Below are 23,643 nucleotides of genomic sequence, written 5' to 3'. Positions count from 1 at the left end.
GCCACGCAGCCCCAAATGCCGAATGGGCAGATCGGGATGCGCGGGGCGCCGGAATCCGCTGCGTGCTACGCTTCGCTTGGGACTGGGGAGCAAGGTTTCCTCTGCCATGTCGCGCCCGCTCCACCTCCGACACTCGCTCTCGGCTCTCGCGCTCGGTGTGCTCGGCATCGGCTGTGGGCTCTCGTTCGATCTCTCCGAGGTGGCCCTGCCGATCGTCGATGCCTCGCCAGAGGCCGAGCCGTCACCCGGCGAGGACGCTTCCCCAGGCAACGACGCTCGCGACGCCACGGGCGACACCTCGAAGCCCGCGCCCATCGACGAATGCGCGAACGGCCTACGCGACGGCGACGAGACCGACGTCGACTGCGGCGGCCGATGTTCGAAGGGGTGCGCGACAGGCCGCGGATGTGGGATGACGCGCGACTGCGCCGAGGGTCTCGTGTGCGAGGCCGGGGCGTGCCGCTTCCCGACGAGCTGCAAGGAGCTCCAAGACGAGCGCCCCACGTCGGTCTCGGCCGTGTACACGATCAAACCGAAGGCCGCCCCCACGCCCTATCCGGCGGGGTGTGACATGCAGCTCTTCGGGGGTGGCTTCACCCTCGTGATGCGCATCGACGGCAGCAAAAACACCTTCGATTTCGACTCCAACCTGTGGACCACGGCACGGCTCCTCAACGAGACGGACGCCTCCCTCTCGAAGACGAGCGAGGCGAAGCTCGCGCCTTTCCACGACGTGCCCTTCGCCGAAGTCGCGCTCCAGCTCGACACGAAAGCGACGACCCGCGCGCTGAAGATCGCGGCCCCGAAGGCCTCTCTCGCCGAGCTCGTGGCGTCGGCCGAGCCGACCAACCTGGGGCGCACCGCGTGGCTCGACCTCGTGCCCGGCAGCTCCCTTCAACCCGCTTGCAGCGCCGAAGGGTTCTCGGTCGTTCGCGGAGGCGCGCGCGTCCGCATCGGCATGCTCGGCAACGACTCGGGCAACGCGACCGACTGCGGCAGCCCGGACTCGTTCCTGGGCGTCGGGAGCAGCTCGTTCTGCGGACGCGCACCGCGCGCCGGCAACGTCGCGTGTTTCAACGGGGCGGGGGGCGATCGCACCGAGGTCTCGTTCGCCAGGGTGCTCGTCCGCTGACACCGGAGCCCGAGGCTCTCAGGGACAGGGAACGTCGGGGACGAGCTCGGGGCGGGTCACGTTCGGGAGCACGGGCTTCGGCCGTGGGGGAGGCACTTCGGCGTCGAACGAGAGGGCGGCGTCTCGCGGGCCCGCGTCGGAGATCGGCGCCACGTCGGCCCCCGCGTCGCTCGGACCGACCAGGTGGCTCCCACGCGCGAATGCCAGGAGGTCCGCGCGGGTGCCATCGAACGTGTCGAGGTCCACGTTGCCCACGACGCCATCGACGCGCCCCGAATCGCTGCTCTGCCAAAATACCCACTTGGTCCACCCCGTGGGCATGAGCGGGCACGTGACACCGTAGTTCGCGACCCACAGCGGGTACGACGAGAAGTACGTCTGGGTCACGTTCGACATGAAATTCGCGGTGTAGACGAGGGGGCGCACGTGGAGCTCGTCCTCGACGCGACGGAGCCAATGCTGCGCATACGCGACCACGGCCGCGACCGGTTGACCGTCCAGGGTCTCGAGATCGAGGACGGGCGGGAGGTCGTCGCGCGTGTATCCTGCAGCCTTCAGCGTCTGCACCATCACGTCCACCTGCGCGTCGGGATCGCGGCCAGGCCAGAAGTACTGGTAGGCCCCGCGGACCAAGCCCGCGGCTTTGGCGGCCTGCCAGTTCACCTGGAACTTGGTGTCGACGTTTTGCCCGGACGAGAGGCGCAGGAAGACGAACCCGTTCCCTGCGGCGGCCACTCGCGCGAAGTCGACGTTCCCTTGGTACGACGACACGTCGATCCCCGAGACGACGTTCGGCCCTTGGCACACGCGGAGCGCCTCCGAGACCGACCCGACACACGCCGGCCCCGAAGGCGACGCACACGCTGCGGCGAGGGCGGCGACGGCCACGAGCGATGCCACCACGCCGATCGTCCTGGAGCTCTGCACGGGCGAACTTTGGCCGATGTGCAGGCGCGCGTCGAGGCCTCCTCGCACGTACGAAGAGGCTACTTTCGACCACGTGTCAGTGCGTGTCGTACTCGAGCCCCATCCCCATTCCGCGGCTCGTCCATACCTCGCCGGAGGCGAGGCGCAGCCGGTAGGTCGAGGCCTCACCGCTGCGTTTTCCGTTCGCGGGTACGAACGGCACGTGGACCTCGGTGAGCTCCTCCGAGGAGGCGGGGTCGTCTTCATGGCCAGGGCGGCGGGGCCGTGCGGCGATCTTCGGGACCACGGCGCGCGCGAGGGTCTCCCCATGAGGCCCGACGAGCTCGAACGTTCCCCCGGAGAATGCCTTGTCGTTCGTGACGGTCACCTCGTCGTCGGTCACCGTGACGTCGACGCCCGGCACCGTGGCGAGCGGAGCCACGAAGCTCTTCTCGTGGGCCGCGAGCGCGGGCTCCGAAACGATCGGGCTCCCCTTCGGCTGCGCGTCGTCGGCGTCGGGGACGAGCACACGCTTTCCGAGGGGGCGAACACGATCGAACGCCCGCGACACGGGCCCCACCATGACCCTCGGCTCACCCCCGGTGTCGACCACGAAGACCCCGAGCACAGGGCTCCCCTCGCCGACGAAGGCCACCTCGTTCTTCCGAGTCGACGTGAAGTAGTCGACCGAGTACGGCACTTGTTCGAACGCGCTCGCGCGCGACGTGTGCATCCTCGGATACCAGCCGTTGTAGCGGCCCGGCTCCGTCGCCGTGTAGCCGCGCAGGGCAGGAACGTACTCGGCCACCATGCGGAGAAAGGCGAGCTCGCGTGCGCTCGGCGCGTGACCTGCGAGCTCGTTCTTGGCGATCTTGCGGAGCACACGGGCCGTCTCGGCGAGCCGCCCCGCGTCGTCGACGATCGCACGCGCCCCTTCGGCGTCGCGGTGAGGGAGCTTCTGGGCGGCGAGGGCGAGCCGCTCGGCGTACGCGACGACGCCGTCGAGGGCCCCATCGGTAGGCTCGACGTACGCGTCGGGGATCTCGCAGCCCGCGAAATCGTAGACCTGCGACGTATGGAGGACGTGCGCGTGGTGGATCTGGGCGTAGCCTGCCATCCCGATCGCGACGCGGCGATCCGAGGCGGCGCGTGTGCCGACGAAGCTCGGGACGACCCCCGCCGGGACCCGGGTCGCGCCCCGCACGAGGTCTAGCCACGTCGCGTGGAGGTCCTTGCCGCCGAGGCCTCGCTCGAGATCGGCGCGAGCCTTGCGGAGGAGCGCCGGGTTTCCGCTCGGGTCGAGGTAGGACATGCCTGCGTCGGCCCCCATCAAGTACCCGAGCTCCGGCCCGCGGGGGACGTGAGCCACCGGGGCGTCGCTCGGGACGAGGGTGACGATCGCCCGAGAATCCGCGGGGATCGACACGCCGAAGAACGTGGCGATCACGGGCAGGTTCTCCTCGGTCGTGTCCTGGGGCATCACGTGGTGGTTCACCGTGCGCGTGTATCCCTTGCCGATCGCGGCGGCGAGCGCGGCCTGCGCCGAGGCCGGGTCCTTGAGCGAGATCGCGCGCGCCTTGGCGAACCCGGTCAGCGCGGAGAGCGGGACGTCCTCACGAGGTCCCGCGAGCGCACGAGCGTAAGCGTCCATCTTCTCGACGTCGGGCCCCACGCCGGAGCGCTCGACGACGTCGGCGAGGACGAGGGCGAGCTCCGCCTCGCGAGGCGTCTCCGCGGTCGTCAGCACGGGAGACGAGCTCTGCGACCCTCGAGAGACGAGGTTCATCTCGAGGCGCGTGAGCCACACCATCGCCCGGAAATAATCGTGCAGATCGGGCGCGTCGAGGTACACGCCACGCGGCTCGTAGAACGAGAAATCGACGCGACGCGGCCTGCCGAAGATCGTCACCTCCTCGACCCCTTCGGCCGATCGCGCGCGCTCCGCGATCGCCTCGATCGCCTTGCCTTGCCCGAAGTGCGACACGACCTCGCCCTTTCCGAGCAGCGTCCGAGCGACGCCCAAGAAGAGGTCGGCGTCCTTCGCGGCGTCGGGGTCGTACCTCTTGCCCTTCGCCTCGACGCCGAGGGTCGCGTGCGCTTTGTCCAAGATCTCGGCGATGCGATCGGCCGCCACGCGCTCCGCGGCGAGCAGGGTCGCCTCGTGGGAGCGGAACACGGCCTGGAGGACGGCGTCGGCCGAGACGAAGAGCGGGAGCTCTTGGCGGTGAATCTCGTGCATCGCCTCGCCGAAGCTCGGGAACTGGACGCGCGAGAGCACGACCATACCGCTCTCGAAGAGCATCGAGCGCTCCTTCGCCGTGAGGCCATAACGCTCGATCACCCTGTCGAGATACTTCGGAGTGCTCTTCTTGTCCCAGCGCACCCGAGGCGCCTCCCGCCGGCCGGCGTCGTCCTCGGCGAGCACGGCAGCGATCGCACGAACGACCGCTTCGTCCGGGATTTCCTCGGCCCCCAGGTCGCGCGGCTGCCGTTCGAATCGCTCCGGGGGCTCGTTCTCGGGAGGCTTGGAGCCTCGCGACGAAACGACCCTCCGCGGTGCCTTGGAGACCGGAGGTAGGTGGGAAGCACACCCCGTCGCCAGGAGCAACGAGACGAGCGACCCGAGAGCGAGGCGGGACGACGCGACCATGACTCTCCGTCGCGCGAACGTGGGAAGGTGTGACACGCCTCTCGCGAACGCCCTCGACGCCACGGCTCTTCCGCGATGGATGACAACGGGGAGGAGCGGCGTTCTCATGCGCTCGATGGCCGCCTCTCCGCCTCCCCCTCTCGCCTCGCGTCTCGGCGCTCCACGCGCGATCCTCGTCGGCCTCCTCGCGGGGTGCCACTCGGTCGGGCAACCCGCCGTCGACAAAGGCGCGTCAGCGGCCGGGGACTCGAGCAGCGCGGTGATCGAAGCGGGGGTGGCGCGAGCCGATCGCGACGCCGAGGCGCGCCCCGATGCCGCGGCCGCCCCGGAGCTCCCGTGGGGCACACGCGCGCGTGGCCCGGGGCCGCTCTACCCGATCGTCGATGGGATGTGCATCCACGGCCAGGTCTTCCGTTTGGAGAACGGAGCCATTTTTGCCTACGGAATGACCCAAGGCCCGTGGTCACGCGGCGGAGCGACCACGGCGCAGATCGTCGGAGACGAGGGCCTCACGCCGGTCGCCGACGGGGGGCTCGGGAGCGCCTTCGACTTCTGGGCGCCTCGCGCGATCGGCGGGACGGCGCCCGACAAACTGTGGGCCATCGTCGACGTCTCGAGCCGCATGGTCTCGGCGAGCGACTTCTACACGAGCGGTTCGAAGGGCTCCGACTGGAAGCTCGTTCTCCCGAGCGGCGCGAAATTCGGCGACGCCGGGAACATGCGAACCGGGAGCACACCGGTGCTCTCGCTTCATGCCGCGGGCGCGTACGGCCCGGGGCGCTTTCTCTTCGCGGAGCGCGCCGACGCCGTCTCCGAACGGGGCGAGCCCAGCGGGCGCTGGTCGTTCCGCGTGCTCGGAGAAGATGGTGGGTGGGTGCGCGACGCGAAGGTCCCGGGAGCCGACCTCGCGCAGCTCGCCACGGGGAACGCGTTCGCCAGGCTCGCGAACGGAGAGGTCCTCGGCGTCGCCGACGGGCAAGGCGCGACGACCCTCGTGCGATGGTCTCCGACGAAGGCGGTGCGCGATCTCCCACTTCCCGCGCCATCCCGAGGGAGCGTGAAGCTCGCCGCGGGGTCGGCGCGCGCCATCCTCGAGCTCGACGGCGCGCTCTTCGTATACGACGGCGAGACGCTCGCTCCGTCGAAGCTCAACCCGAGGCTCTCGCCGGGCTTCAGCTGGGCCATCGCCCCCGACGACACGCTCTACGTCGTGCTCCCGACGAAGACATGGCTCGAGGAGAAGCGCGGCGGCGAGATCCACGAAGAGGCTCTGCCTGCGGCCGGAGCGCTCGTGGGCGTCGACCGCGGCGCGTTCTGGATCGTCGCTCCGGGGAAGGGCGACCGCGGCTCGGACGCGCTCTTTCGTCGCGACCACGGCGTATGGGAGCCCGTGCCGTTGCCCGAGCCACCGTTCGGGAACGAGCTACGAGGTCCGCTCCACGTGGAGGGTGTGATCGCCGCTGCGCCGGACGACGTCTACGTGAACGTGCGCCGCGTGGAGAAGGGCTACGGCTGGAAGGCGCCCGAGCCGTTCCGCGCGATCTACCGAACCAAGCGACCGCGCGAGGTCATGCGATGCCGCGACACCCGCGACAACGGCTCGACGGGGCGAGGCCTCCACCCATGGCCCCCTGCCGCCGACGCGACCTGCAAGACGCCCGTCGTCGTGCTGCTCGCCGACACGACCCCGAAGCCTCCGAAGGACTATCCGAGCCTCCGCGCGAAGCTCCGCGGGAAGCAGGAGCTCGGCGACACGATCACGTTCGTGAGCTTCGACGCTCGCGGGACCTCGAACCTCGCCGCGCTCGCCCCGACCGTGGAGAAGGCACGGGCGCTCGCGACCTTCGCCTCGAAGGCGCTCGATCTCCGCGCCGAGGTGGTGTGCGGCGTTCCCACGCCGACGCGCACCTTCACCTACGACGTCACCAAGGGGACGTTCGCGTTCTGACATGGGAACGAGGGACTCGCTCGCGGCGATCGTGCTCGCGGTCGGCGCGACGCTCGCCGCGTGCGACCACACGCCGCCGAAGCCCCCACCCTCCGAGGGGCGAGGCGGTATGAGCGGCTGCGCCTCGTGCCACGCCGAAGAGGTCGAGGGGTGGCGCGGCTCGATGCACGAGCAGAGCTTCACGAGCCCGGACTTTCAGGCTTCGTACCGCGAAGAGCCCCTCCCCTTTTGCGCAGCCTGCCACGCGCCTCGGCGCGCCGAGCTGGGCGATGCTGTCGGGGCCTCGCGAGGGATCGACTGCGAGAGCTGCCACCCCGGGGCCGAAGCGCACGGGCGTTCGGCCGCTCTCTCGACCGACGCGGCCGTGGCGTCCGCGCCGCGAGCTTCGGTCCCGTGCGCGAAATGCCACGAGCTCGCGAGCCTGGGCTCGGCGACGCTCCTCCAGAGCACGGAGAGCGAGCACGCGCAGAGCCGCTACCGCGACGTACCGTGCGCCTCGTGCCACATGCGGCGCGGTCGCGAGGGGCGCGCCGATCATCGTTTTCGTGTCTCGCGGGATCCCGCCGCGCTCGGGAGGGCGATCGAGGTACGCGACGTCACACGGGCGCCCGAGAGCGCGAGCTTCTCTCTCGCGACCCTCGGAGTCGGCCACAAGATGCCCACGGGAGACGTGTTTCGAGCGCTCCAGGTGAGGGCATGGCTGGAAGAGCCCGACACGGGCGTCATCGTGGCCGACCTCGAGACCTCGCTTCATCGTGACTGGGACGCACACCGTCGCGCCTTCGGCGAGGGCGCGCTGCGACCGGAGACGGGCGACTCTCGGCTCGACGACACGAAGCGGGTGTTCGAGCTCGCGATCCCCGAGCGCTACGCCACGAGGGCCTTGGCCTTACGCGTCGGCGTCGTGTACGTGCGCGGCTTCGAAGCACGCGGAGGTACGCTCTCGGCCTTCGCGACCATGCCCATCCTGGACGCGACGTTCCCCCTCTCGGGAGGCCCCACGGCTCACTGACCGTGGAGCGGCCTCGAGGTCGCCCCACGCACGTGCAACCTACACCTTTTTGTACACGATACGCGCGGTGACCCGGAGCGGCGAGAAGCTCGAGTCGTAGCGGACACCGGCGTGGTACTCGATGCCGTTCACGGGCTGGTTCTTCGCGGCTTGATCCACGTAGTAGTACCAGTACACGTAGCCCTTGCCGTTCTCCTCGGGGTGCAAGAAGGAGACGGGCACCTGCTCGAGCGTCGCCGAGTACATGCCCGTATCGGTTCCGAACACGGGATCGATCGAGGGGCGCTTGTCGGTCTTCGCCATCGCGTCGTCGGCCCACCGGAGCTCCACGAGCATCTTCGCGTGAGAGTCTTTGTCGGCGTCCTTCACGCCGTGTGCCTCGCGGGTCGAGAGCTCGAACGAGGCCGACGCGCCCTTGCCGACGATGTCCATCGCCTCGACGCTCACGTACCCGTCGCCGAGCTCGTGCGAGCCGCGCGAGCCCTTCACGCCCCACCCGAAGCCCGCGAGCGGGCCCCCGAGATCGCCACGCACCACACCGAGCGTCTCCGAGTACCAGATTTCGGCCGTGAGCCCGAGGCTCGTCGCCCCGAAGAAAATAGGCACTTCGGCCTCGATGCGCACCTGCGTGCACCCTGCGACGACGAGCCCCTGCGGCCCCTCGACCGAGACGCCCCGCGCCACGACCGTATACGTGCCCTTGGCCTCGGCGGACACGACGGGCTTTCCGGCGAGCGCGACGTCGCCCCGTGCGGTCGCGGCTTGAGGCACACCGACGGGCGCGCCCAAGTCGACCACGACCGGCGCGGCGAGGGTGATCGTCGCTGGGCTCGCGACCTTGAGCGCCGCCGCATTTTCGGACGAGAACTCGGCGCCACCGAGCTCGAACACACCCTTTCCCTTCGGGTTCACCCAGAGCTCCGCGCCCGACGCGGCCCCCGACCTCGTGCTGCGGTAGCGATGGAACGTGCCGGCCGGGGTCGACTTCTCGCCGACGTACGCCACCTGATATCGGCCCGTCTTTCCGTCGGGCAGCGTGCGGCCGTACGTGCCCTTGATCGTGGTCGGGCTGAGCTTCGGGTACGCGGCCTTGGCCTCGCGCGAGGCCATCTCTTCCGTCTCGGGAGCGAGGGCGTCGTCGGAGGAGCATGCCGCAGCGAGACCGGCACCGAGCGCCACCGACACGAGCTCGCGACGCGAGAGATCGTGGTGGGCACGAGGGCCGAACGAGCTGTCGAGGGGGAGGGCAGGAGTCACTTGGTGCGCCATGCCGAGAGGAAGTGCAGCGCCTATGCCGATCCGAAAAAGACGCTGTCACGTGGGCTCGGCCACGCCACCTCACGCAAGTCGTGCGCAGATGCGCCCTTCTTTCGCCGTGCGGCCCTTCGTCCGAGCCTTGGCTCACCGAGAGCGACACGCTGCGGGCCCTTGCGCGACGAGGTCCGCCAATGTAGGTGCACGTGCGACTCAACCCTCCGAGGCCCCATGCGCACTGCCCCGTCTCCGTTCGCTGCCTTCGTGTCCCTCGTGATCGCCTCGGGAGGCGCCCTCATCGGCTGCGCGTCCGCGCTCGACGGCACCACGGGCGCCCCCGACGAGGCCGTGGTCGACGAGAGCGAGGACGCCATCTCGGCCGCGGCGTGCCTCTTCGGGCGGACGCGCCAGTCCCTCGAGGCGTCGCGCGCGCTGACCCTCGGGCCCGTCACGCGCATCACGGCGGCCTCGGCGCTCGACGAGTACCGGAAGGTCGAGATCGCGGCGGGCATCGACGGCCTCACCACGCCGGCCGCGGTGCTCGGGTTCGTACAAGACGGAGAGCTCTTCGTTCGCGACGTCACCGAGAAGGCCTCGGGTCGCGTCTTCTCGTACTACCGCTACTCGGCGGGCGACAACCCGCACGGCTTCGTCATGGCCAAAGGGACGGGCGCGCGCGTCGCCCGCATCGGCGACGACTCCGTCTACGAGTGCAAGGTGAGCGCACGCGCCAAGGCCCAGGTGTGCCTCTTCGGGCAGACCCGCTACGAGCTCGACGAAAAGGCGGGCCTCTCGTTCGGCAAGGAGACCACCATCCGCCCCACGACGTCGCTCTCGGCCATTCGCAAGCAGCAGCTCGTGCTCGGCATCGGCGGCGTCACGAACGCGAAGGACGCGGTCCTCGCCACCGACGACGACCTCGTGAAGGTGCGCACGATCACGGACAAAAAGACGGGCAAGGCCTACACGAGCTACCGCGCCCACCGCGGCGACAACCCCGTCGGCTTCGTGTTCGCGCAAGGCTCGCTCGACCTCGTCGTGATCGACTCCGACGAGAGCCTCTACCAGTGCCTCGTCGAGGGTCCGTGCGTCCCCTCCGAGACGGCGAAGGCCCATTTCGTGGGCCGCCTCGCTCCCGACAGCGTGTATTACGCAGCTTCCTCCGAAGCCGACGGCGAGGCCTACCGCGACCCCCAGGGGCGCACCGTGGTTTGGCTCGCCAAGACCTCCGAGACGGCGACGAAGGTGTCCTACACCGGCGGCGTGAACGACCTATGGGCGCAGCGTTTCGACGTCTCCAAGACGACCTGCGGGGTCACGGTCACGGCCGAGCACTGACGGCGGGGCTCACGCCTGCGCAGACCGACGCGGCGAAACGGCACGCTCGAGGGCGCGCCGTGCAGCTCGTTCGGATGGGCGTGGTAGATCGACGGGGTCGCCGCGGGTCCACGCCGCGCGCCGTCAGGTCACGATCCGTGTCGACACGTACGCACAGAGGCTCACGACGAAGGCGAGCGCACGCACGGGCTGCCTCGCGCGGATCGCGAGCACGGCGCCGAGGGGAGGCACGAGCGCCGCAGCGAGCGCGAGCTTCACGCCTCTCGTGCGAGCCTGCCCGTAGACGATCGCGACCCACGACGTCACCGCGAGCGCGAGCGACACGCACTGGAGAGCCATCCAGAGCACGTCGCGGGTCAACGTACCCCCGCGTCGTTTCGCTCGCGAAGGGGGCCGGCCCCTCCGTCGCGGTTGTCTCGGAGGTCACGCCCGACGTTCTCTTCCTCCCCCGTAGCGCCGACCACGAGGGCCCTCGAGGCCTCGGCCTCGGCGAGCGTGCGCGGCGGATCCACGGTCTTTCCGTGAACGTCGACCCACTTGCCGGGGGCCATGAAGAGCCGACCATCTTCGGCGCGGACCACGGACCACGGCGCGAACGCGAGGCCCGGCACACGCTCCGCCCATCGCCCTCGGCGCCAGCGAAATCGCGACCCGCGAAGCACCCACTCGCCGTCGAGCCACACGGCCTCGACTCCACGAGGGCGCGGCGGAATCTCTTCGACACGCGCAGGTGGCGGCGGCGCGTCGATCGCGACGAGGTCGGCCGTCACGTGCGCGGCCAGCGGGGGGCCTGGCAAGCTCGGGGTACCGCATGAGGCGGCGAGCACGACCACCATCGTGCAGAGCGCGTGCCTTCCCCCGAGAGCTCGGCGCGGCGCGCTCACGGAAGACCTCGATCCACGGGCTCGCCTCGGTCCTGGCCATCGCTTCGGCCCTGGCGAGCGCCGGGTGCCAGACGATCCCCGAAGGGCGCTCGGCCGTGTACGGCGTCGAGGTCCGCGACGTGAGCGGGCGCCCTGGCGGCCCCGACACGAACGAGCTCGCCGAGAAAATCGCCACGGTGCCGAGCGAGAAGTTCCTCGGGCTCTTTCGCGGGGTCGTTTACGAATACACGCTCTTCGAGCCCTCGGTGCTCCAGAAGGACCTCGCGCGGATCGAGGCCGCATGCCGCGCGCGGGGCTACTACGAAGCGCACGCCCGCGCCGGTCGCATCCACGCGACGGCGCGCGATCACGTCCGAGTCGAGATCTTGGTCGAACCGGGCCCGCTCACCACGGTAGGCGCGCTCGGGATCTCCGGCCTCGACGGGCTCGACGGGCTCGACCCCGGCCTCGGCGACGAGGCTCGGCGTGCCGCGCTCGAGAAGCTCGGGGTGTCGGCGCCGTTCGACGAAGACGCCTACGACGGCGCAAAACGAGGGCTTACGCGCGCGCTCACCGACCGCGGCCACGCGTTCGCCACGGTCACGGCACAAGCGAACGTGGACCTCGTGAGCCATCGCGCCTCCGTTCACTACCACGTCGAGCCCGGACCGCCCGCACGGCTCGGCGAGATCACGATCGAGGGGCTCGGCGCCCTGCCGGAAGACAAAGTGCGCGCCGCCCTGTCGCTCCGCGAGGACGACCCGTACTCCACCCAGGCACAGGACGACGCCCGGCAAGCGCTGCTCGACCTCGGCGTGTTTTCGTCGGTCGAGATCGAGCCTTCTCTCGAGGGTGGCCCGCGCCCCGACGGCAAGGTGCCCGTGCGCGTCAGGGTGACACCGGCCAAGCTCCGCACGCTCCGGCTCGGCGGCGGGCTCGAGTTCGACGTGCTGAAGACCGCGGTGAACGGCCTCGCCGGGTGGGAGCACCGGAACTTCTTCGGCGGGCTCCGGGTCTTTCGTGTCGACGTCGGCGCGGGGGTCGTCCTCTACCCGCTCCGCGTGAACAACTTCGTCGCGCCCGAGAAGCCGCTCCCGGAGGCCAAGCTCCAGCTCGATCTCCGGCAACCCGCGATCTTCGGTGGCCGCACCGGCGGCTTCCTTCGCCCGGGTGGGAGCGTCGCTCCCGTACTGCTCGACCCGAATCCCCGCGAGAACGCGACCGTACAAGGGTACGGCGAGCTCCGGAACGCGATCGGGCTCGAGCGAACCTACAAACGCCTCTTCGGAACCTTGGCCCACAACCTTCAGGTCGCCTACCCATTCACCTACATCGGTACGAGATCGGACACACTTCGAACCGTCGTGGTGTCGTATCCCGAGGCGGTCGTGCAAGTCGACCTGCGAAACGATCGGGTGAAGCCTCACTCGGGAGCCTTCTTCGCGACGGCGATGCAGGTGGCCGGCTTCGGCGGAGACGCGCGGGACGTGAAGGTGGTGCCCGAGGCACGCGGGTACGTCCCCCTCGGGAAACGCACGACCCTCGCCGCGAAGGTCGCCGTCGGGGTGCTGCTGCCGTTCAACTACGGCAGCGCCGTCTACGGAGACCCGAGCTCGCTCAGCCTCGAAGAGCGCACGTTCGACTACCAGCTCATGTACTTCCGTGGGTTCTTCTCCGGAGGACCGACGTCGAACCGTGGTTATCCGCTGCGCGCGATAAGCCCCTACGCCGACGTCACCGATCTCACGCCCGAGCAGAAGGCGCAGCGGCTCACCACGGTGTGCGAGGGCGACTGCCGCACCCCCACCGGGGGGTTCACGCTCTGGGAGGCCTCCGTCGAGCTCCGGGTCGACGTCGTCGGGCAGCTCTCGGCCGCCACCTTCTGCGACGCGAGCGACGTCTCGGGGAAGCGCTTCCACTTCCGCCTCACGCACCTCCACCTGTCGTGCGGCCTCGGCGCCAGGTACGGGACGCCGGTCGGTCCACTGCGCTTCGACGTCGGCTACCGCATCCCGGGCGCACAGGTCCTGGGTGGCCCGGATCCGAGCGAGCGTGCGCCCGCGACGTTCCTCGGGGCGCCGATCGCCATTTCCCTCGGCATCGGAGAGGCGTTCTGATGAACCGAACGGCACCCCGCGCACGACGCCTCCTCGCGGCCCTCGGGAAAGGGGCGGCGCTTTTGCTCGTCTTCGTGGTCGCGCTCGTCGTCGCCGTGCTCGCGCACGTCGACACCCCACGCGGACGGAGGCTCGTCGCGGGCGGAGTGACCGCCGCGCTCGACGGGCAATTTCGTGGGCGAATCGTGCTCGACCGCGTCGGGCGGATCGGCCTCGATGGCGTGAGCGGAATCGACGCGCGGCTCGTCTCCGACACGGGAGACGTGCTGATCTCGGCCCAAGGGCTCGCGGCGCGCGCCGACGTGCTGACGCTCGCGCGCCGGGCCGTAGGCTTCGTGGCGGGGACGCAGCCGACGCTCGTCGTCGCGCTGGACGAGGTGAGCGCCGACCACCTGGCCGTGGACGTCGGACGTGACTCCTCCTCGGTGCCGAAGCTCCTTCGTGCGCTCGAGAGCCCGAAGCCTCCCGTCCCGAGCTCAAGCCCCGGCCCGGAGCTCCGCCTCGGCCACGTTCACGTGCATCACGCATGGATATTCGGGAGCCCCCGCGACGGAGTCGCCGTCGACGTCGAGGTCGCTCCGCTCGACGGGCGCCTCGAGCTCTCGGGCGGCGCGCTCGCCGTGGACGTCGACGGGCTCTCCGCCGAGGCCCGCGGCGCGATCCCTGGGCAGCGCGCGACCCTCCGAGCGACGGGGCGGGTGCTCTCGGGCGGGGCGCGACCGATCCCCGACGCCCGCGTCGTGCTGGGCCTGACCGTGTCGGACACGAGCCTCTTCGCGGACGCGGCAATGCTCGACGGGAAAGCCCGCGTGCGCGCTCGCCTCCCGGAGACCACGTGCGGAGTGCTCGGGGCGCTCGTTCCGGCGTTCAGGCCACGAGGAAACGTCGCCGCCGCGCTCGAGGCCGAAGGTGACGCCTCGCACGTGCGCACACACGTAGTCCTCGACGTCGACCACGCGACGCTCACGGCGACCGCGCGAGCCACGCCACGGGAGCCACGTGAGGTAGAGCTCGGTGCTTCGCTGCGCGGCGCCGAGCTCGCGACCTTCTCGCCGAGCGCGCCCGATTCGCGCCTCGGGGCCGATCTCACGGCGAAGCTGAGGTTCCCCGCTGCGGGCGCGACGACCGGAGAGGCCCGGCTCGAGCTCGTCGACGCCCCGCACATCGGCGGGATCACGCTCCCCAGGACCACGCTCGACGCCACCCTCGACGCGACGGGCGACGCGCGAGCCGAGCTCGCAGCGGCCGACGATGGCATCGCGCTCTCGGCCCATGCACGACTCCCGAGGGCCCTCACGGACGGGACGAAGGGGCGCCTTTCGCTCGACGCCAAGGGCAACGTCGACCTCGCCCGAGCGTCACGCCTCGGGAAGCCGGGGCGCGGTACGCTCGGGCTCGATGCGCGGGGCTCGCTCGACCTCGGGACGCTCACCGTCGACGCCACGGTCGACGCGACCGTCGCGAGGCTCGCGTGGAACGCCACACGGGCGCGCACGGCTCACCTCTCGGCCCACGTCGAGGGAAGCGCGACGGCGCCACGCATCGCCGCAGCGCTCCACGCGTCCGACCTCGACGCGGGCCCGGCCCATATCCACGGGCTCGACGCGACGACGACGGCCACGACGGACGGCGGCCTCACGCTCGACAACACGCATGTCCGAGTCGCCGCGAACGGCACCGAGCTCCACGCCGCTGCGCCGACCATCACGCTCGGCACCCACATCTCCGCACCTCACATCACCATCACTGGGCTCGGTGCGCCCGTCGAAGCGAGCCTCTCCCGTGACCACGGCGTCGTGCGTGTCACGGCGCGCACCGACGGTGTCGAGCTCGGGAACCTCGCCTCTCTCCTTCACGTGCAAGGCCTCTCGGGCCGCCTCGTGCTCTCGGCCGACGCTACGGTCGGCTCCGCGGACGCCGAGGGTGTCGTCCACGCTCGGCTCACGGGCGGCGCATTCCCGGGCATCGCGCGAGCCGACGTCTCGCTCGACGCAGGCCTCGTCGATCACGTCGCGACGGCGAAGCTCGACGCCTCGCTCGGCGACACGCTCGCAGCGAAGGCCGAGGTCACCCAGGTTCGACTCGCGGGCCCTGCGTTGCTCGCCGCTTCGTGGGCCTCCGCGACGGGCTCCGGCACCATCGACGCGAGAGCGGACCTCGACGGGCTCACGCGCCTCTTGGCCCCGACGGGTCTGCCCATGGCACCCGTCGCAGGGCGCGCCCACCTCCGAGGCAGCTTCTCGGGGGACGCGGCCTCTCGTGCCCCCTCGCTCTCGGTAGCGATCGACACCGCGGGGCTCGAGCTCCTCGTGGCGCGCCCCGGGGGTGACCCGCTCCGCGTCGCCGGTGTCGACGGCGAGGCCACGCTGACGATCGACGGCGCGACAGGCTTCTCCGCCGCGTTCGCGCGCGCCTACGACCGCCGCGGCGAGCTCGTCGCGGTCGACACGAAGGGCACGGTGCCGCTCGATGCGCTCCTCGCGCGCGACTTCGCTTCGGCCCGCGCAGCGTTCTTCACGACCCCGCTCGCGGCCCGCGTGACGGTGAACGAGCGCGAGCTCGCGTCGTGGCCTCGGGAGCTTCAGCCCATCCCCCGGGGGACGACAGGGAGCGCCAGCGCCGTGCTCGTGCTCGAAGGCACTCCGAGCTCCCCGCGCCTCACTGTGGACGTGATCGGCAAGCGCCTCGGGCTCGCCGGCGCTCGCGCCTCGAACGACCTCGCCGCTCGCGCCACCTACGACGGAGCGACCGCTCGCGCCTCTGCCACCCTCGTCGGCTCGAACCGCGGCCGCGCCGAAGCGGAGCTCGACGCGAACGTCCCCGTCGCCCCGCTCCTCGCGGGGCAGCCGTTCGAACGAATCCCCTGGTCGGCTGGGGGGCGGCTCACGTTCGAGTCGTTCGCGCTCGAGGCGCTCCCACCCGTCGGCGACGACCGCGTGCGCGGCTCGGTCGACGGCAGCGTCACGCTCTCGAAGCTCCACGACGACGCCGCGCTCGATCTCGACCTTCGCCTCACGGACGCGGGTCTCGCCGACGCGCGGGCTCCGAAGGCAGCGGTCCGAGTGCATTCGAAGGGCGGGCGCGTCGAGGGAGCGCTCCGCGTCGAGCAGAGCGACGGCCACCTCGAGGGGAACCTCGTGCTCGGCGTCGATTGGGGCGCGCGCCTCGTCCCGCTCCTCGACACACGGCGTTCGCTCGACGCGCGCCTCGTCGCAAAGTCCTTCCGACTGCTCCCGCTCCGCCCCTTCGTCGCGAGCGCCCTCGCCGACCTCGATGGTCGACTCGACGCCGACGCCCGTGTAGTCGCCGACCCTACAGGTACCGACGTGCGCATGTTCGGTGGAGCCGAGCTCCGCGACGTCGGTTTCGTGGCGACGGCGCTCGGCCAAGAGCTCCGCGACGTAGGCGCCAAAGTGACGTTCTTGCCGGGCGGCGTAGTCGAGGTCACGGGGATCACCGCGAGCGACGGCGCTGGACGGATCGACGGGGCCGCACGTGCGCGCTTCGACGGGCTCGATCTCTCGGGCGCGAACGCGCGCTTCGAGATCGCCAAGGCCCGCCCCTTCGACGTCATGCTCGGAGGGCAGACGCTCGGAAATGTGTACGGCCGCGCCGACGTCACCGTGAGGCGGTCGGCCCAAGCCACTCGGGTGTCGGTCGACCTCCCGAGCCTGCACGTGCGCCTCTCCGATCTCGCGGGAAAGGCCGTGCAAGAGCTCCCGCAACGCGCCGATATCAAGGTCGGTGTCCTGAAGGGAGGCGTGCTCGTCGACGCACGCCCCCCGAGAGCGCGTCGCGGAGCGGACGACGAACGCCGCGCGGGTGGAGCGACCCTCGACGTCGCCGTGAAGCTCGGGAGCGACGTCGACGTTCGGCGCGGCGCGATGGTCACGGTGCAGCTCACGGGGGAACCACGGGTGCACGTCGAGGAGGGCACCACGGCGATCGCGGGCTCCGTTCAGCTCGTCTCGGGCGCGCTCGATCTCCAAGGGAAGAAGTTCTCGATCGAGCGAGGTACGGTCACGTTCGACCCACAGGACCCAGCGAACCCGACGGTGCTCGCCACGGCGTCGTGGACCGCGAAGGACCGCACGCGTGTCATCGCCGACTTCGTGGGCCCGGTGAAGACCGGCAAGGTGACGCTCCGCTCGGAGCCGGCGCGCCCCCAGAGCGAGCTCCTGCAGCTCATCGTGTTCGGGACCGCCGACGGATTCAACGCGACGCCGAGCAGCGGGCAGAAACCCGACGCGACGACGCGCGCCGCAGCGGCGTTCGGAGGCAACGTCCTCGCCCAGGGCCTCGACTCCGCGCTCGACGGGCTCACGGGGCTCACGACGCAGACGCGCATCGACATGACGAACGCGAACAACCCCCGACCGGAGTTCGAGGTCCAGGTCGCGCGCGATATCTGGCTGAAATTCGCCTACGTGCTCGGCACACCACCGATCCACGAGCCCGACAAGAGCCTCGGCAGCGTGGTGGTCCGATTCGCCCCGAACTGGACCCTCTCCACGACCGTCGGAGACCGTGGCAAAGCCACCATGGATACGGTGTGGCAGTACCGCTACTGAGCTAGAACGCTCCGAGCCACGCGGCGCGCGAGGCGGTAGCGTCGAGGGAGACGCGTTCCCCCGAAGGGCGCACCCCGAGCTCTTCGAGGTGGGACTCGTACGGGAAGGCCTCGGGGGATACGCCGTACCGCGCGAGCATCGGCACGAGCACGGACGCACCGACCTCGCGATCCCCTTCGGCGAACGCAGCCTCGAGCGACGCGGGCGATCCGTTCACGAACCCCGCGCGGACCATCGCCCCGAGGGCCGAGAGGAGCGTCTTTTTGCCGTTCGTCGCCGCACGTATCGCGTAGTCGGCCTCGAAGAAGAAGAGCGCTCCGCCCCAGTACACGCGCCCCCACGTGCGCGTGCGATCGAGGCCCCGATCTCCCGCCGCAGGCTGACCGTTCGGGAACCCGCGGACGAGGCCCGCCCAGGCTTCTTCTCGCGAGACGAGCCCCGCGCGCGCCCGCACGAGCGGCTCGACGTACGTCGCGAGGCCCTCTTCGGCCCAGTCCCGAGCCTCGGGTTGCGACGGGAGGACGAAGTGCAAAAGCTCGTGGGTGAGAACCCAGTCGCGCGCGAGACGATCTTCGCTCGTGTCTTCGCCCACGACCGCCAAGATGGACGACCCGCCCATCGAGAAGCCCACGTGCACGTCGTCTCCCGGGACCACGATCACGATGACGGCCGCGTGAGGTGCAGGGAAGACCCCGAGGCCCTCCCGCACCGCGCGCGCGCTCGCCATGACCCACCGAGAGATGGCTAGGTCGCCCGGGCGACGACGACCACGTGGGAGCGCCACCTCGAGGAGGCTCCCTCCACCTTCTCGGAGCTCGAGCACGTCGAACGGACCGAACGACGAATAGGGGCCACGACGAACGCCACGCACCGTGGTGCGACGCAGACCGTCGGACGAAGCGCCGAGGCCCGACACGAAGCGCGTGCCGGCGCGTGTCCTCACGTCGAGGACGACGGGCTCACCGTCCGGTGCGTCGACCGGCAAGAGCGCCCACGTGGAGGGAGGCGCGACGACGATGGGCCCGAACGAGCGCGCCGTGTCGATCGACGCCTTGGCGCGCGCCGCAGCGCCGAGGGCGACGACATAGTCGATGCGGCAACCACGCGCGCAGTCGACGTGCACGGTGCCATCGTCGCCTCGCTCGGCGTTCGAGAGTGGGGCGCCCGAGCTCGAGGCGCGAGCACCGGTCACGAAGCTCTCGCAGCCCGATTCGACCGCGAACACGCCGCGCGTTCCTGCCGGGTAGCTTGCCTCGACGTGGGCCTCGGCGCGGACCTCGTCGTACGAGACCCGAAGCGCGATGGCCGCGGGGGCAGCGGGCCGCGGCGGATCGTCGGGCTTCGCACCGGAGTGACAAGCGGCGGCGCCGAGCCACGAGCCCACGAGCACGACGCGCCGAAATGCAGCGAGGGGAGCCACCCGGACAACTTCCGGTGCGTGGCTCCCCTCGTCAACCCGAGCGAAACGGCTCAGGTCGCGTATTTCTCGATCATCTTGCCGAGCCGCGGGGCAGCCGCCTCGACGTTCTTCTTGGCCGAGCCGCGGAGCTTCTCGTAGGCGCCTTTGGCGATCGGGTTCTTCGCGCGCTGGGCCTTCGCGTCCGTGATGCCGAGGAGCGCGTCGGCGACGCGGCTCGCGTTGGCCGCGAAGAAGTCGGAGACGGGTTTGTTCTGCTCTTTCGCGTCCTGGTAGATCGGGTCGAGCACGCGCGCGAACTCCGGGAGCATGTCCTCGACGGCCCCCTCGACGAAGCCGGGCTTGATGCCCTTCACCGCGCTGAAGCCCGCCTTGATCGCCAAGCCCGAGATGCCGCCCTTGTCTTTCACTTCTGCGTCGATGAGCTCGCAGCAGTCTTTGATCACTTGGCTCTTCTTCGAATCGTCCGTGAGTACTTCCTGGAGCGTCGGCATCGTGCACCTTCTGGCGGCAGGCGAGCGGCCCGAGGGGCGGGCCGCGAAAGGGCGCGAGCGTTCGCGCCACTCTCGCCCCCTACCACAGATCGCGCGTCAGCGCCCGAACTCATCTTTAGACGAGAAAATCAACGTGATTTCGAGCACATCGCCGACCAGCTTGACGCGCCGCACCAACGGACGCAAGGTGACTGAACCGTCATTCACCGCCTTCGGTCGGTGGGCAAGGCGGACCCACAAGGGAGAGCGCTCTCATGTCGAAGAAGCACAATCGGTCGAATGGGTCGGGAGGCCGCGCGAGCGCCAGCGTTTCGGTCGCGGCGGCGGCGCCGAAGGCCGCGCAGGCGTCGAGCGGGTCCGACGGACCGAAGCGCGCGGAGGAGCCCAAGGGCGGCTCGAGCCGCGCGCCTGCCATCGGTACGCCGCGCCGTGAGCGCCTGGCCATCGTGGCCGGGCTCCGGACGCCGTTCGCCAAGCAGGCCTCGGCCTACCGCGATCTCTCGGCCCAAGACCTCGCTCGCATCGTCGTGCGCGAGCTCGTCCAAAGGAGCGAGATCGACCCGAAGATCATCGATCTCTGCGTGTACGGGCAGGTCGTCCCGAGCGTCTCGGCCCCCAACATCGCGCGCGAGGTGGTGCTCGGCACCGGGCTCCCGAAGAACATCGAGGCGTTCAGCGTGAGCCGCGCGTGCGCGACGAGCTTCCAGGCGCTCACGAGCGCGGCCGAGTCGATCCTCGCCGGGCAGTCGACCGCGGCGATCTGCGGCGGCGCCGACTCGTCGACCGACGTCCCCATCACCGTGTCGCGCAGGCTCGCGAGCGCGCTGGTCGACGCGAGCAAGGCCAAGACCCTGGCCGACAAACTTCGCATCTTCTCGAAGCTCTCGCCGAGGGACCTCGTGCCCGTCCCGCCGGCGATCAAGGAGCCTACGACCGGCCTCACGATGGGCGAGAGCGCCGAGAAGATGGCGCGAGAGGCCGGCATCACGCGCGCCGCCCAAGACGCCTTCGCGCACAGGAGCCACTCGCGGGCCTCGGCCGCGTGGAAGGCCGGGCTCTTCGCCGACGAGGTCATGCACGTCGTGCCCGGCCCATCGTTCGACAAGCCGATCGCCGAGGATAACCTCGTGCGCCACGACAGCGAGCTCTCGTCGTACGAGAAGCTCCGCCCCGCCTTCGACAAGAAGTACGGCACCGTGACGGCCGGAAACTCGTCTGCCCTGACGGACGGCGCCAGCGCGCTCGTCGTGATGAGCGAGTCGAAGGCCAAGGCGCTCGGGTACACCCCGCTCGGGTACCTGCGCTCGTGGGCGTACGCGGCGCTCGATCCGGCCGGCTGGATGCTCATGGGACCGAGCTACGCCTCGCCGCTCGCGCTCGACCGCGCCGGCCTCACCCTGAAGGACATGGACCTCGTCGACATGCACGAGGCCTTCGCGGCCCAAATCCTGTGCAATGTGCAGGCGTTCGGCTCGCGACGGTTCGCCGAGGAGAAGCTCGGTCGCAGCGAGGCGATCGGCGAGATCGACGACACGCGGTTCAACGTGCACGGCGGCTCGCTCGCGCTGGGCCACCCGTTCGCCGCCACGGGCGCGCGCATGGTGACCACGGTGCTCCGCGAGCTCAAGAGGCGCGGCGGGAAGTTCGGTTTGGCCACGGCCTGCGCGGCGGGCGGCCTGGGCGCGGCGGTGGTGCTGGAGGTGGGCGAATGAGCACGGACGAGACCAAGAAGACCATCGTGACGTTCGAGCTCCGCGACGACAAGGTCGCCGTGGTGACGATCGACGACCCGAACGAGACGCTCAACACCATCGGGCCCGCGTTCGGGCAAGAGCTCACCGAGACGCTCTCGGCCCTCGGCCGCGACGCGAACGTCCGCGCCATCGTGCTGCGGAGCGGAAAGAAGGGCTCCTTCGTCGTCGGCGCGAACATCGACTTTCTCTCGAGCATCCGCGTCGCCAAGGACGCCGAAGACCTCGCGGGCGAGCTCGCGAAGCGCCTCGGCGAGCTGCGCGCGGGCAAGCCCATCGTGGCGGCCGTGCACGGAGCGGCGCTCGGCGGAGGCTTCGAGCTCGCCCTCGCCGCGCACGCGATCGTCGCGAGCGACGACAAAAAGACCGTGCTCGGCTTGCCCGAGGTGAAGCTCGGGCTCCTCCCCGCGGCGAACGGCATGCTCCGCGTGGCCGAGCGCGCCGGCATCGCGACGGCGCTCGATCTCGCCCTCACCGGGAAGAACCTGCGCCCCGCCAAGGCCAAGAAGCAGGGGCTCGTCGACGAGGTGTGCCCCGAGGCCGTCCTCGTCGAGGTGGCCGCGAAGCTGGCCCTCACGCTCGCGTCGGGCGCGCCTTCGAAGGCGAAGAAGTCGGTCAAGCTCGACGCCGAGGCCGTCACGAAGCTCCTCCTCGAGAAGAACCCGATCGGGCAGAGGGTGCTCTTCTCGAAGGCGCGCGAGGCCACCCGCAAGAAGACGCGCGGGCACTACCCGGCCACGGAGCGCATCCTCGACGTGATGGAAACCTTCGGAAAGAAAGGATTTTCCGAGGCAGCCAAGCTCGAGGCGAAGGCCTTCGGGGAGCTCGTGGTGAGCGAGACGTCACGGCAGCTCAGGTCCATCTTCTTCGCGACGACGGCGCTCAAGAAGGACTCGGGCGTCGACGACCCGAACGTCGCCCCGCGGGAGGTGCACAAGATCGGCATGCTCGGCGCGGGCCTCATGGGCGGCGGGATCGCGTACGTGACGAGCCAGGCCGGCATCCAGGTGCGCCTGAAGGACCGCGACGACGCGGGCGTCGGGCGAGGGCTCAAGTACGTACGCGAGATCGTGGACGAGCGCGTGAAGCGCCGGAGCATGACCCGCGAGGAGCGCGATCAACAGCTCGCGCTCGTCTCGGGCACGACGGACTACTCGGGCATGAAGAGCGCCGAGGTCGTCGTCGAGGCCGTCTTCGAGGACATCGCCCTCAAACACGCGGTCTTGCGCGAGGTCGAGGCGCACACGTCGCCGTCGACGATCTTCGCCTCGAACACGTCGTCGCTCCCGATCTCGCGCATCGCCGAGGTGGCCGCGAGGCCCGAGAACGTGGTCGGGATGCACTACTTCAGCCCGGTGCACAAGATGCCCCTGCTCGAGGTCGTGCGCGGCAAAGCCACGAGCGACGTGGCGGTGGCCACGGCCGTCGCGCTCGGAAAATCCCAGGGGAAGACCGTCATCGTCGTGAACGATGGCGTCGGCTTCTACACGACGCGCATCCTCGCCCCGTACCTGAACGAGGCGGCGTACCTCGTCGCCGACGGTGTCGCGATCGACGCGATCGACAAGGCCCTGCTCGACTGGGGGTTCCCGGTCGGCGCGATCAAGCTCATCGACGAGGTCGGCATCGACGTGGGCGCGCACGTGGGCACGATCACCCAGCAGGCGTTCGGGGAGCGCATGCGCCCTCCCGCGGGCCTCGAGAAGCTCGTCAAGGACGGGCGCGCGGGCCGCAAGAACAAGAAGGGCTTCTACCTCTACGAAGGCGACAAAAAGCAGGCCGGAAAGAAGGTCGATCCTTCGGTGTACACGCTCCTCGGCGTGACCCCTGGCACGAAGCTCGCGGCCGAAGAGATCCAGATGCGCTGCGCCCTCGCCTTCGTCAACGAGGCGGTGCGCTGCCTCGAAGAGGGCATCCTGCGGAGCGCACGCGACGGCGACATCGGCGCCATCTTCGGCCTCGGGTTCCCTCCGTTCCGCGGCGGACCATTCCGCTACGTCGACACCGTGGGCGCGAAGGAGATCGTGAAGCGCCTGCGCGGCTACGAGGCGCGGTTCGGCGTGCGGTTCACGCCCGCGAAGCTCCTCGTCGACATGGCCGACACGGGCAAGACGTTCCACTGACGAGGCCGCCGCACCGCTCACCCTGCGGACCGGAGCGGCAAGTGCGCCAGGAGCGTGTCCAAGCGTG

At 70.3% G+C, this 23,643-nt stretch carries 15 protein-coding genes; 8 read left to right on the top strand and 7 right to left on the bottom strand.

The window, feature by feature from the left end:
• The first annotated feature begins 106 nt into the window (after window positions 1-106).
• A complete protein-coding gene (locus IPK71_07575; GenBank protein MBK8213600.1) occupies window positions 107-1,132 on the top strand; it encodes a hypothetical protein in 1,026 nt (341 codons plus the stop codon).
• Between the two features lie 18 nt (window positions 1,133-1,150).
• On the opposite strand, the gene IPK71_07570 is transcribed toward IPK71_07575, so the two are convergent.
• Both IPK71_07570 and IPK71_07565 read right to left on the bottom strand, forming a co-directional pair.
• Window positions 1,151-2,059 carry a hypothetical protein gene (locus IPK71_07570; protein ID MBK8213599.1) on the bottom strand — a complete coding sequence of 303 codons (909 nt, stop codon included), beginning with the start codon at window positions 2,057-2,059 and terminating at the stop codon, window positions 1,151-1,153.
• Window positions 2,060-2,135: 76 nt separating this feature from the next.
• Window positions 2,136-4,688 carry a DUF3160 domain-containing protein gene (locus tag IPK71_07565; GenBank protein MBK8213598.1) on the bottom strand — a complete coding sequence of 851 codons (2,553 nt, stop codon included), beginning with the start codon at window positions 4,686-4,688 and terminating at the stop codon, window positions 2,136-2,138.
• A 106-nt stretch (window positions 4,689-4,794) separates the two neighbouring features.
• Here IPK71_07565 and IPK71_07560 point away from each other — a divergent pair, with 106 nt between their 5' ends.
• Together IPK71_07560 and IPK71_07555 are read left to right on the top strand one after the other, a co-directional pair.
• Entirely contained in the window at window positions 4,795-6,636 is a 1,842-nt protein-coding gene (locus IPK71_07560) for a hypothetical protein (protein MBK8213597.1), read from the top strand.
• Window position 6,637: 1 nt separating this feature from the next.
• Window positions 6,638-7,648: a cytochrome c3 family protein gene (locus tag IPK71_07555; protein ID MBK8213596.1), complete on the top strand. Its 1,011-nt coding sequence runs from the start codon at window positions 6,638-6,640 to the stop codon at window positions 7,646-7,648.
• A gap of 39 nt (window positions 7,649-7,687) precedes the next feature.
• On the opposite strand, the gene IPK71_07550 is transcribed toward IPK71_07555, so the two are convergent.
• On the bottom strand, window positions 7,688-8,905 hold the full coding sequence (locus tag IPK71_07550; protein MBK8213595.1) for a hypothetical protein: 1,218 nt from the start codon (window positions 8,903-8,905) through the stop codon (window positions 7,688-7,690).
• 228 nt (window positions 8,906-9,133) lie between these two features.
• On the opposite strand from IPK71_07550, the gene IPK71_07545 reads away from it, so the two are divergent.
• Complete coding sequence (locus tag IPK71_07545; GenBank protein ID MBK8213594.1) at window positions 9,134-10,240, top strand: hypothetical protein; 1,107 nt, start codon at window positions 9,134-9,136, stop codon at window positions 10,238-10,240.
• 123 nt (window positions 10,241-10,363) lie between these two features.
• Here the strand turns inward: IPK71_07545 and IPK71_07540 are convergent, their stop codons facing one another.
• Window positions 10,364-10,588 carry a hypothetical protein gene (locus IPK71_07540; protein ID MBK8213593.1) on the bottom strand — a complete coding sequence of 75 codons (225 nt, stop codon included), beginning with the start codon at window positions 10,586-10,588 and terminating at the stop codon, window positions 10,364-10,366.
• 8 nt (window positions 10,589-10,596) lie between these two features.
• Window positions 10,597-11,067, bottom strand: a complete 471-nt coding sequence (locus tag IPK71_07535) for a hypothetical protein (GenBank protein MBK8213592.1) — start codon at window positions 11,065-11,067, stop codon at window positions 10,597-10,599.
• Between IPK71_07535 and IPK71_07530 the strand changes: the two genes are divergently transcribed.
• Together IPK71_07530 and IPK71_07525 are read left to right on the top strand one after the other, a co-directional pair.
• The gene (locus IPK71_07530; GenBank protein MBK8213591.1) at window positions 11,052-13,220 is read left to right on the top strand and encodes a BamA/TamA family outer membrane protein; all 2,169 of its coding nucleotides are present in this window, start codon (window positions 11,052-11,054) and stop codon (window positions 13,218-13,220) included. The two genes, IPK71_07535 and IPK71_07530, sit on opposite strands and share 16 nt — an antisense overlap.
• A complete protein-coding gene (locus IPK71_07525) occupies window positions 13,220-17,791 on the top strand; it encodes a translocation/assembly module TamB domain-containing protein (protein ID MBK8213590.1) in 4,572 nt (1,523 codons plus the stop codon). Before IPK71_07530 ends, IPK71_07525 begins: the two co-directional genes overlap by 1 nt.
• A gap of 1 nt (window position 17,792) precedes the next feature.
• Here IPK71_07525 and IPK71_07520 read toward each other — a convergent pair whose 3' ends face one another.
• Both IPK71_07520 and IPK71_07515 read right to left on the bottom strand, forming a co-directional pair.
• The gene (locus IPK71_07520) at window positions 17,793-19,211 is read right to left on the bottom strand and encodes a hypothetical protein (GenBank protein MBK8213589.1); all 1,419 of its coding nucleotides are present in this window, start codon (window positions 19,209-19,211) and stop codon (window positions 17,793-17,795) included.
• A gap of 50 nt (window positions 19,212-19,261) precedes the next feature.
• Window positions 19,262-19,702 (bottom strand): hypothetical protein, encoded by a 441-nt coding sequence (locus tag IPK71_07515; GenBank protein MBK8213588.1) that lies wholly within the window; start codon window positions 19,700-19,702, stop codon window positions 19,262-19,264.
• 254 nt (window positions 19,703-19,956) lie between these two features.
• Between IPK71_07515 and fadI the strand changes: the two genes are divergently transcribed.
• Complete coding sequence (gene fadI / locus IPK71_07510) at window positions 19,957-21,414, top strand: acetyl-CoA C-acyltransferase FadI (GenBank protein MBK8213587.1); 1,458 nt, start codon at window positions 19,957-19,959, stop codon at window positions 21,412-21,414.
• Window positions 21,411-23,576: a fatty acid oxidation complex subunit alpha FadJ gene (gene fadJ, locus IPK71_07505; protein ID MBK8213586.1), complete on the top strand. Its 2,166-nt coding sequence runs from the start codon at window positions 21,411-21,413 to the stop codon at window positions 23,574-23,576. The genes fadI and fadJ overlap by 4 nt, the downstream gene beginning before the upstream one ends.
• Window positions 23,577-23,643: the final 67 nt, after the last annotated feature.

This window comes from Myxococcales bacterium, from assembly GCA_016712525.1.
Lineage (GTDB): Bacteria > Myxococcota_A > Polyangia > Polyangiales > Polyangiaceae > JAAFHV01.
The sequence above is the reverse complement of the archived record's forward strand: the minus strand, read 5'-3'. Positions and strand labels throughout refer to the sequence as shown.

Coding starts and splice junctions, on each gene's coding strand:
- IPK71_07515 (MBK8213588.1), bottom strand. CDS start 19,702: ATGCCGACGCTCCAGGAAGTACTCACGGACGATTCGAAGAAGAGCCAA.
- IPK71_07575 (MBK8213600.1), top strand. CDS start 107: ATGTCGCGCCCGCTCCACCTCCGACACTCGCTCTCGGCTCTCGCGCTC.
- IPK71_07530 (MBK8213591.1), top strand. CDS start 11,052: ATGAGGCGGCGAGCACGACCACCATCGTGCAGAGCGCGTGCCTTCCCC.
- IPK71_07545 (MBK8213594.1), top strand. CDS start 9,134: ATGCGCACTGCCCCGTCTCCGTTCGCTGCCTTCGTGTCCCTCGTGATC.
- IPK71_07560 (MBK8213597.1), top strand. CDS start 4,795: ATGCGCTCGATGGCCGCCTCTCCGCCTCCCCCTCTCGCCTCGCGTCTC.
- IPK71_07555 (MBK8213596.1), top strand. CDS start 6,638: ATGGGAACGAGGGACTCGCTCGCGGCGATCGTGCTCGCGGTCGGCGCG.
- IPK71_07525 (MBK8213590.1), top strand. CDS start 13,220: ATGAACCGAACGGCACCCCGCGCACGACGCCTCCTCGCGGCCCTCGGG.
- fadJ (MBK8213586.1), top strand. CDS start 21,411: ATGAGCACGGACGAGACCAAGAAGACCATCGTGACGTTCGAGCTCCGC.
- IPK71_07565 (MBK8213598.1), bottom strand. CDS start 4,688: ATGGTCGCGTCGTCCCGCCTCGCTCTCGGGTCGCTCGTCTCGTTGCTC.
- fadI (MBK8213587.1), top strand. CDS start 19,957: ATGTCGAAGAAGCACAATCGGTCGAATGGGTCGGGAGGCCGCGCGAGC.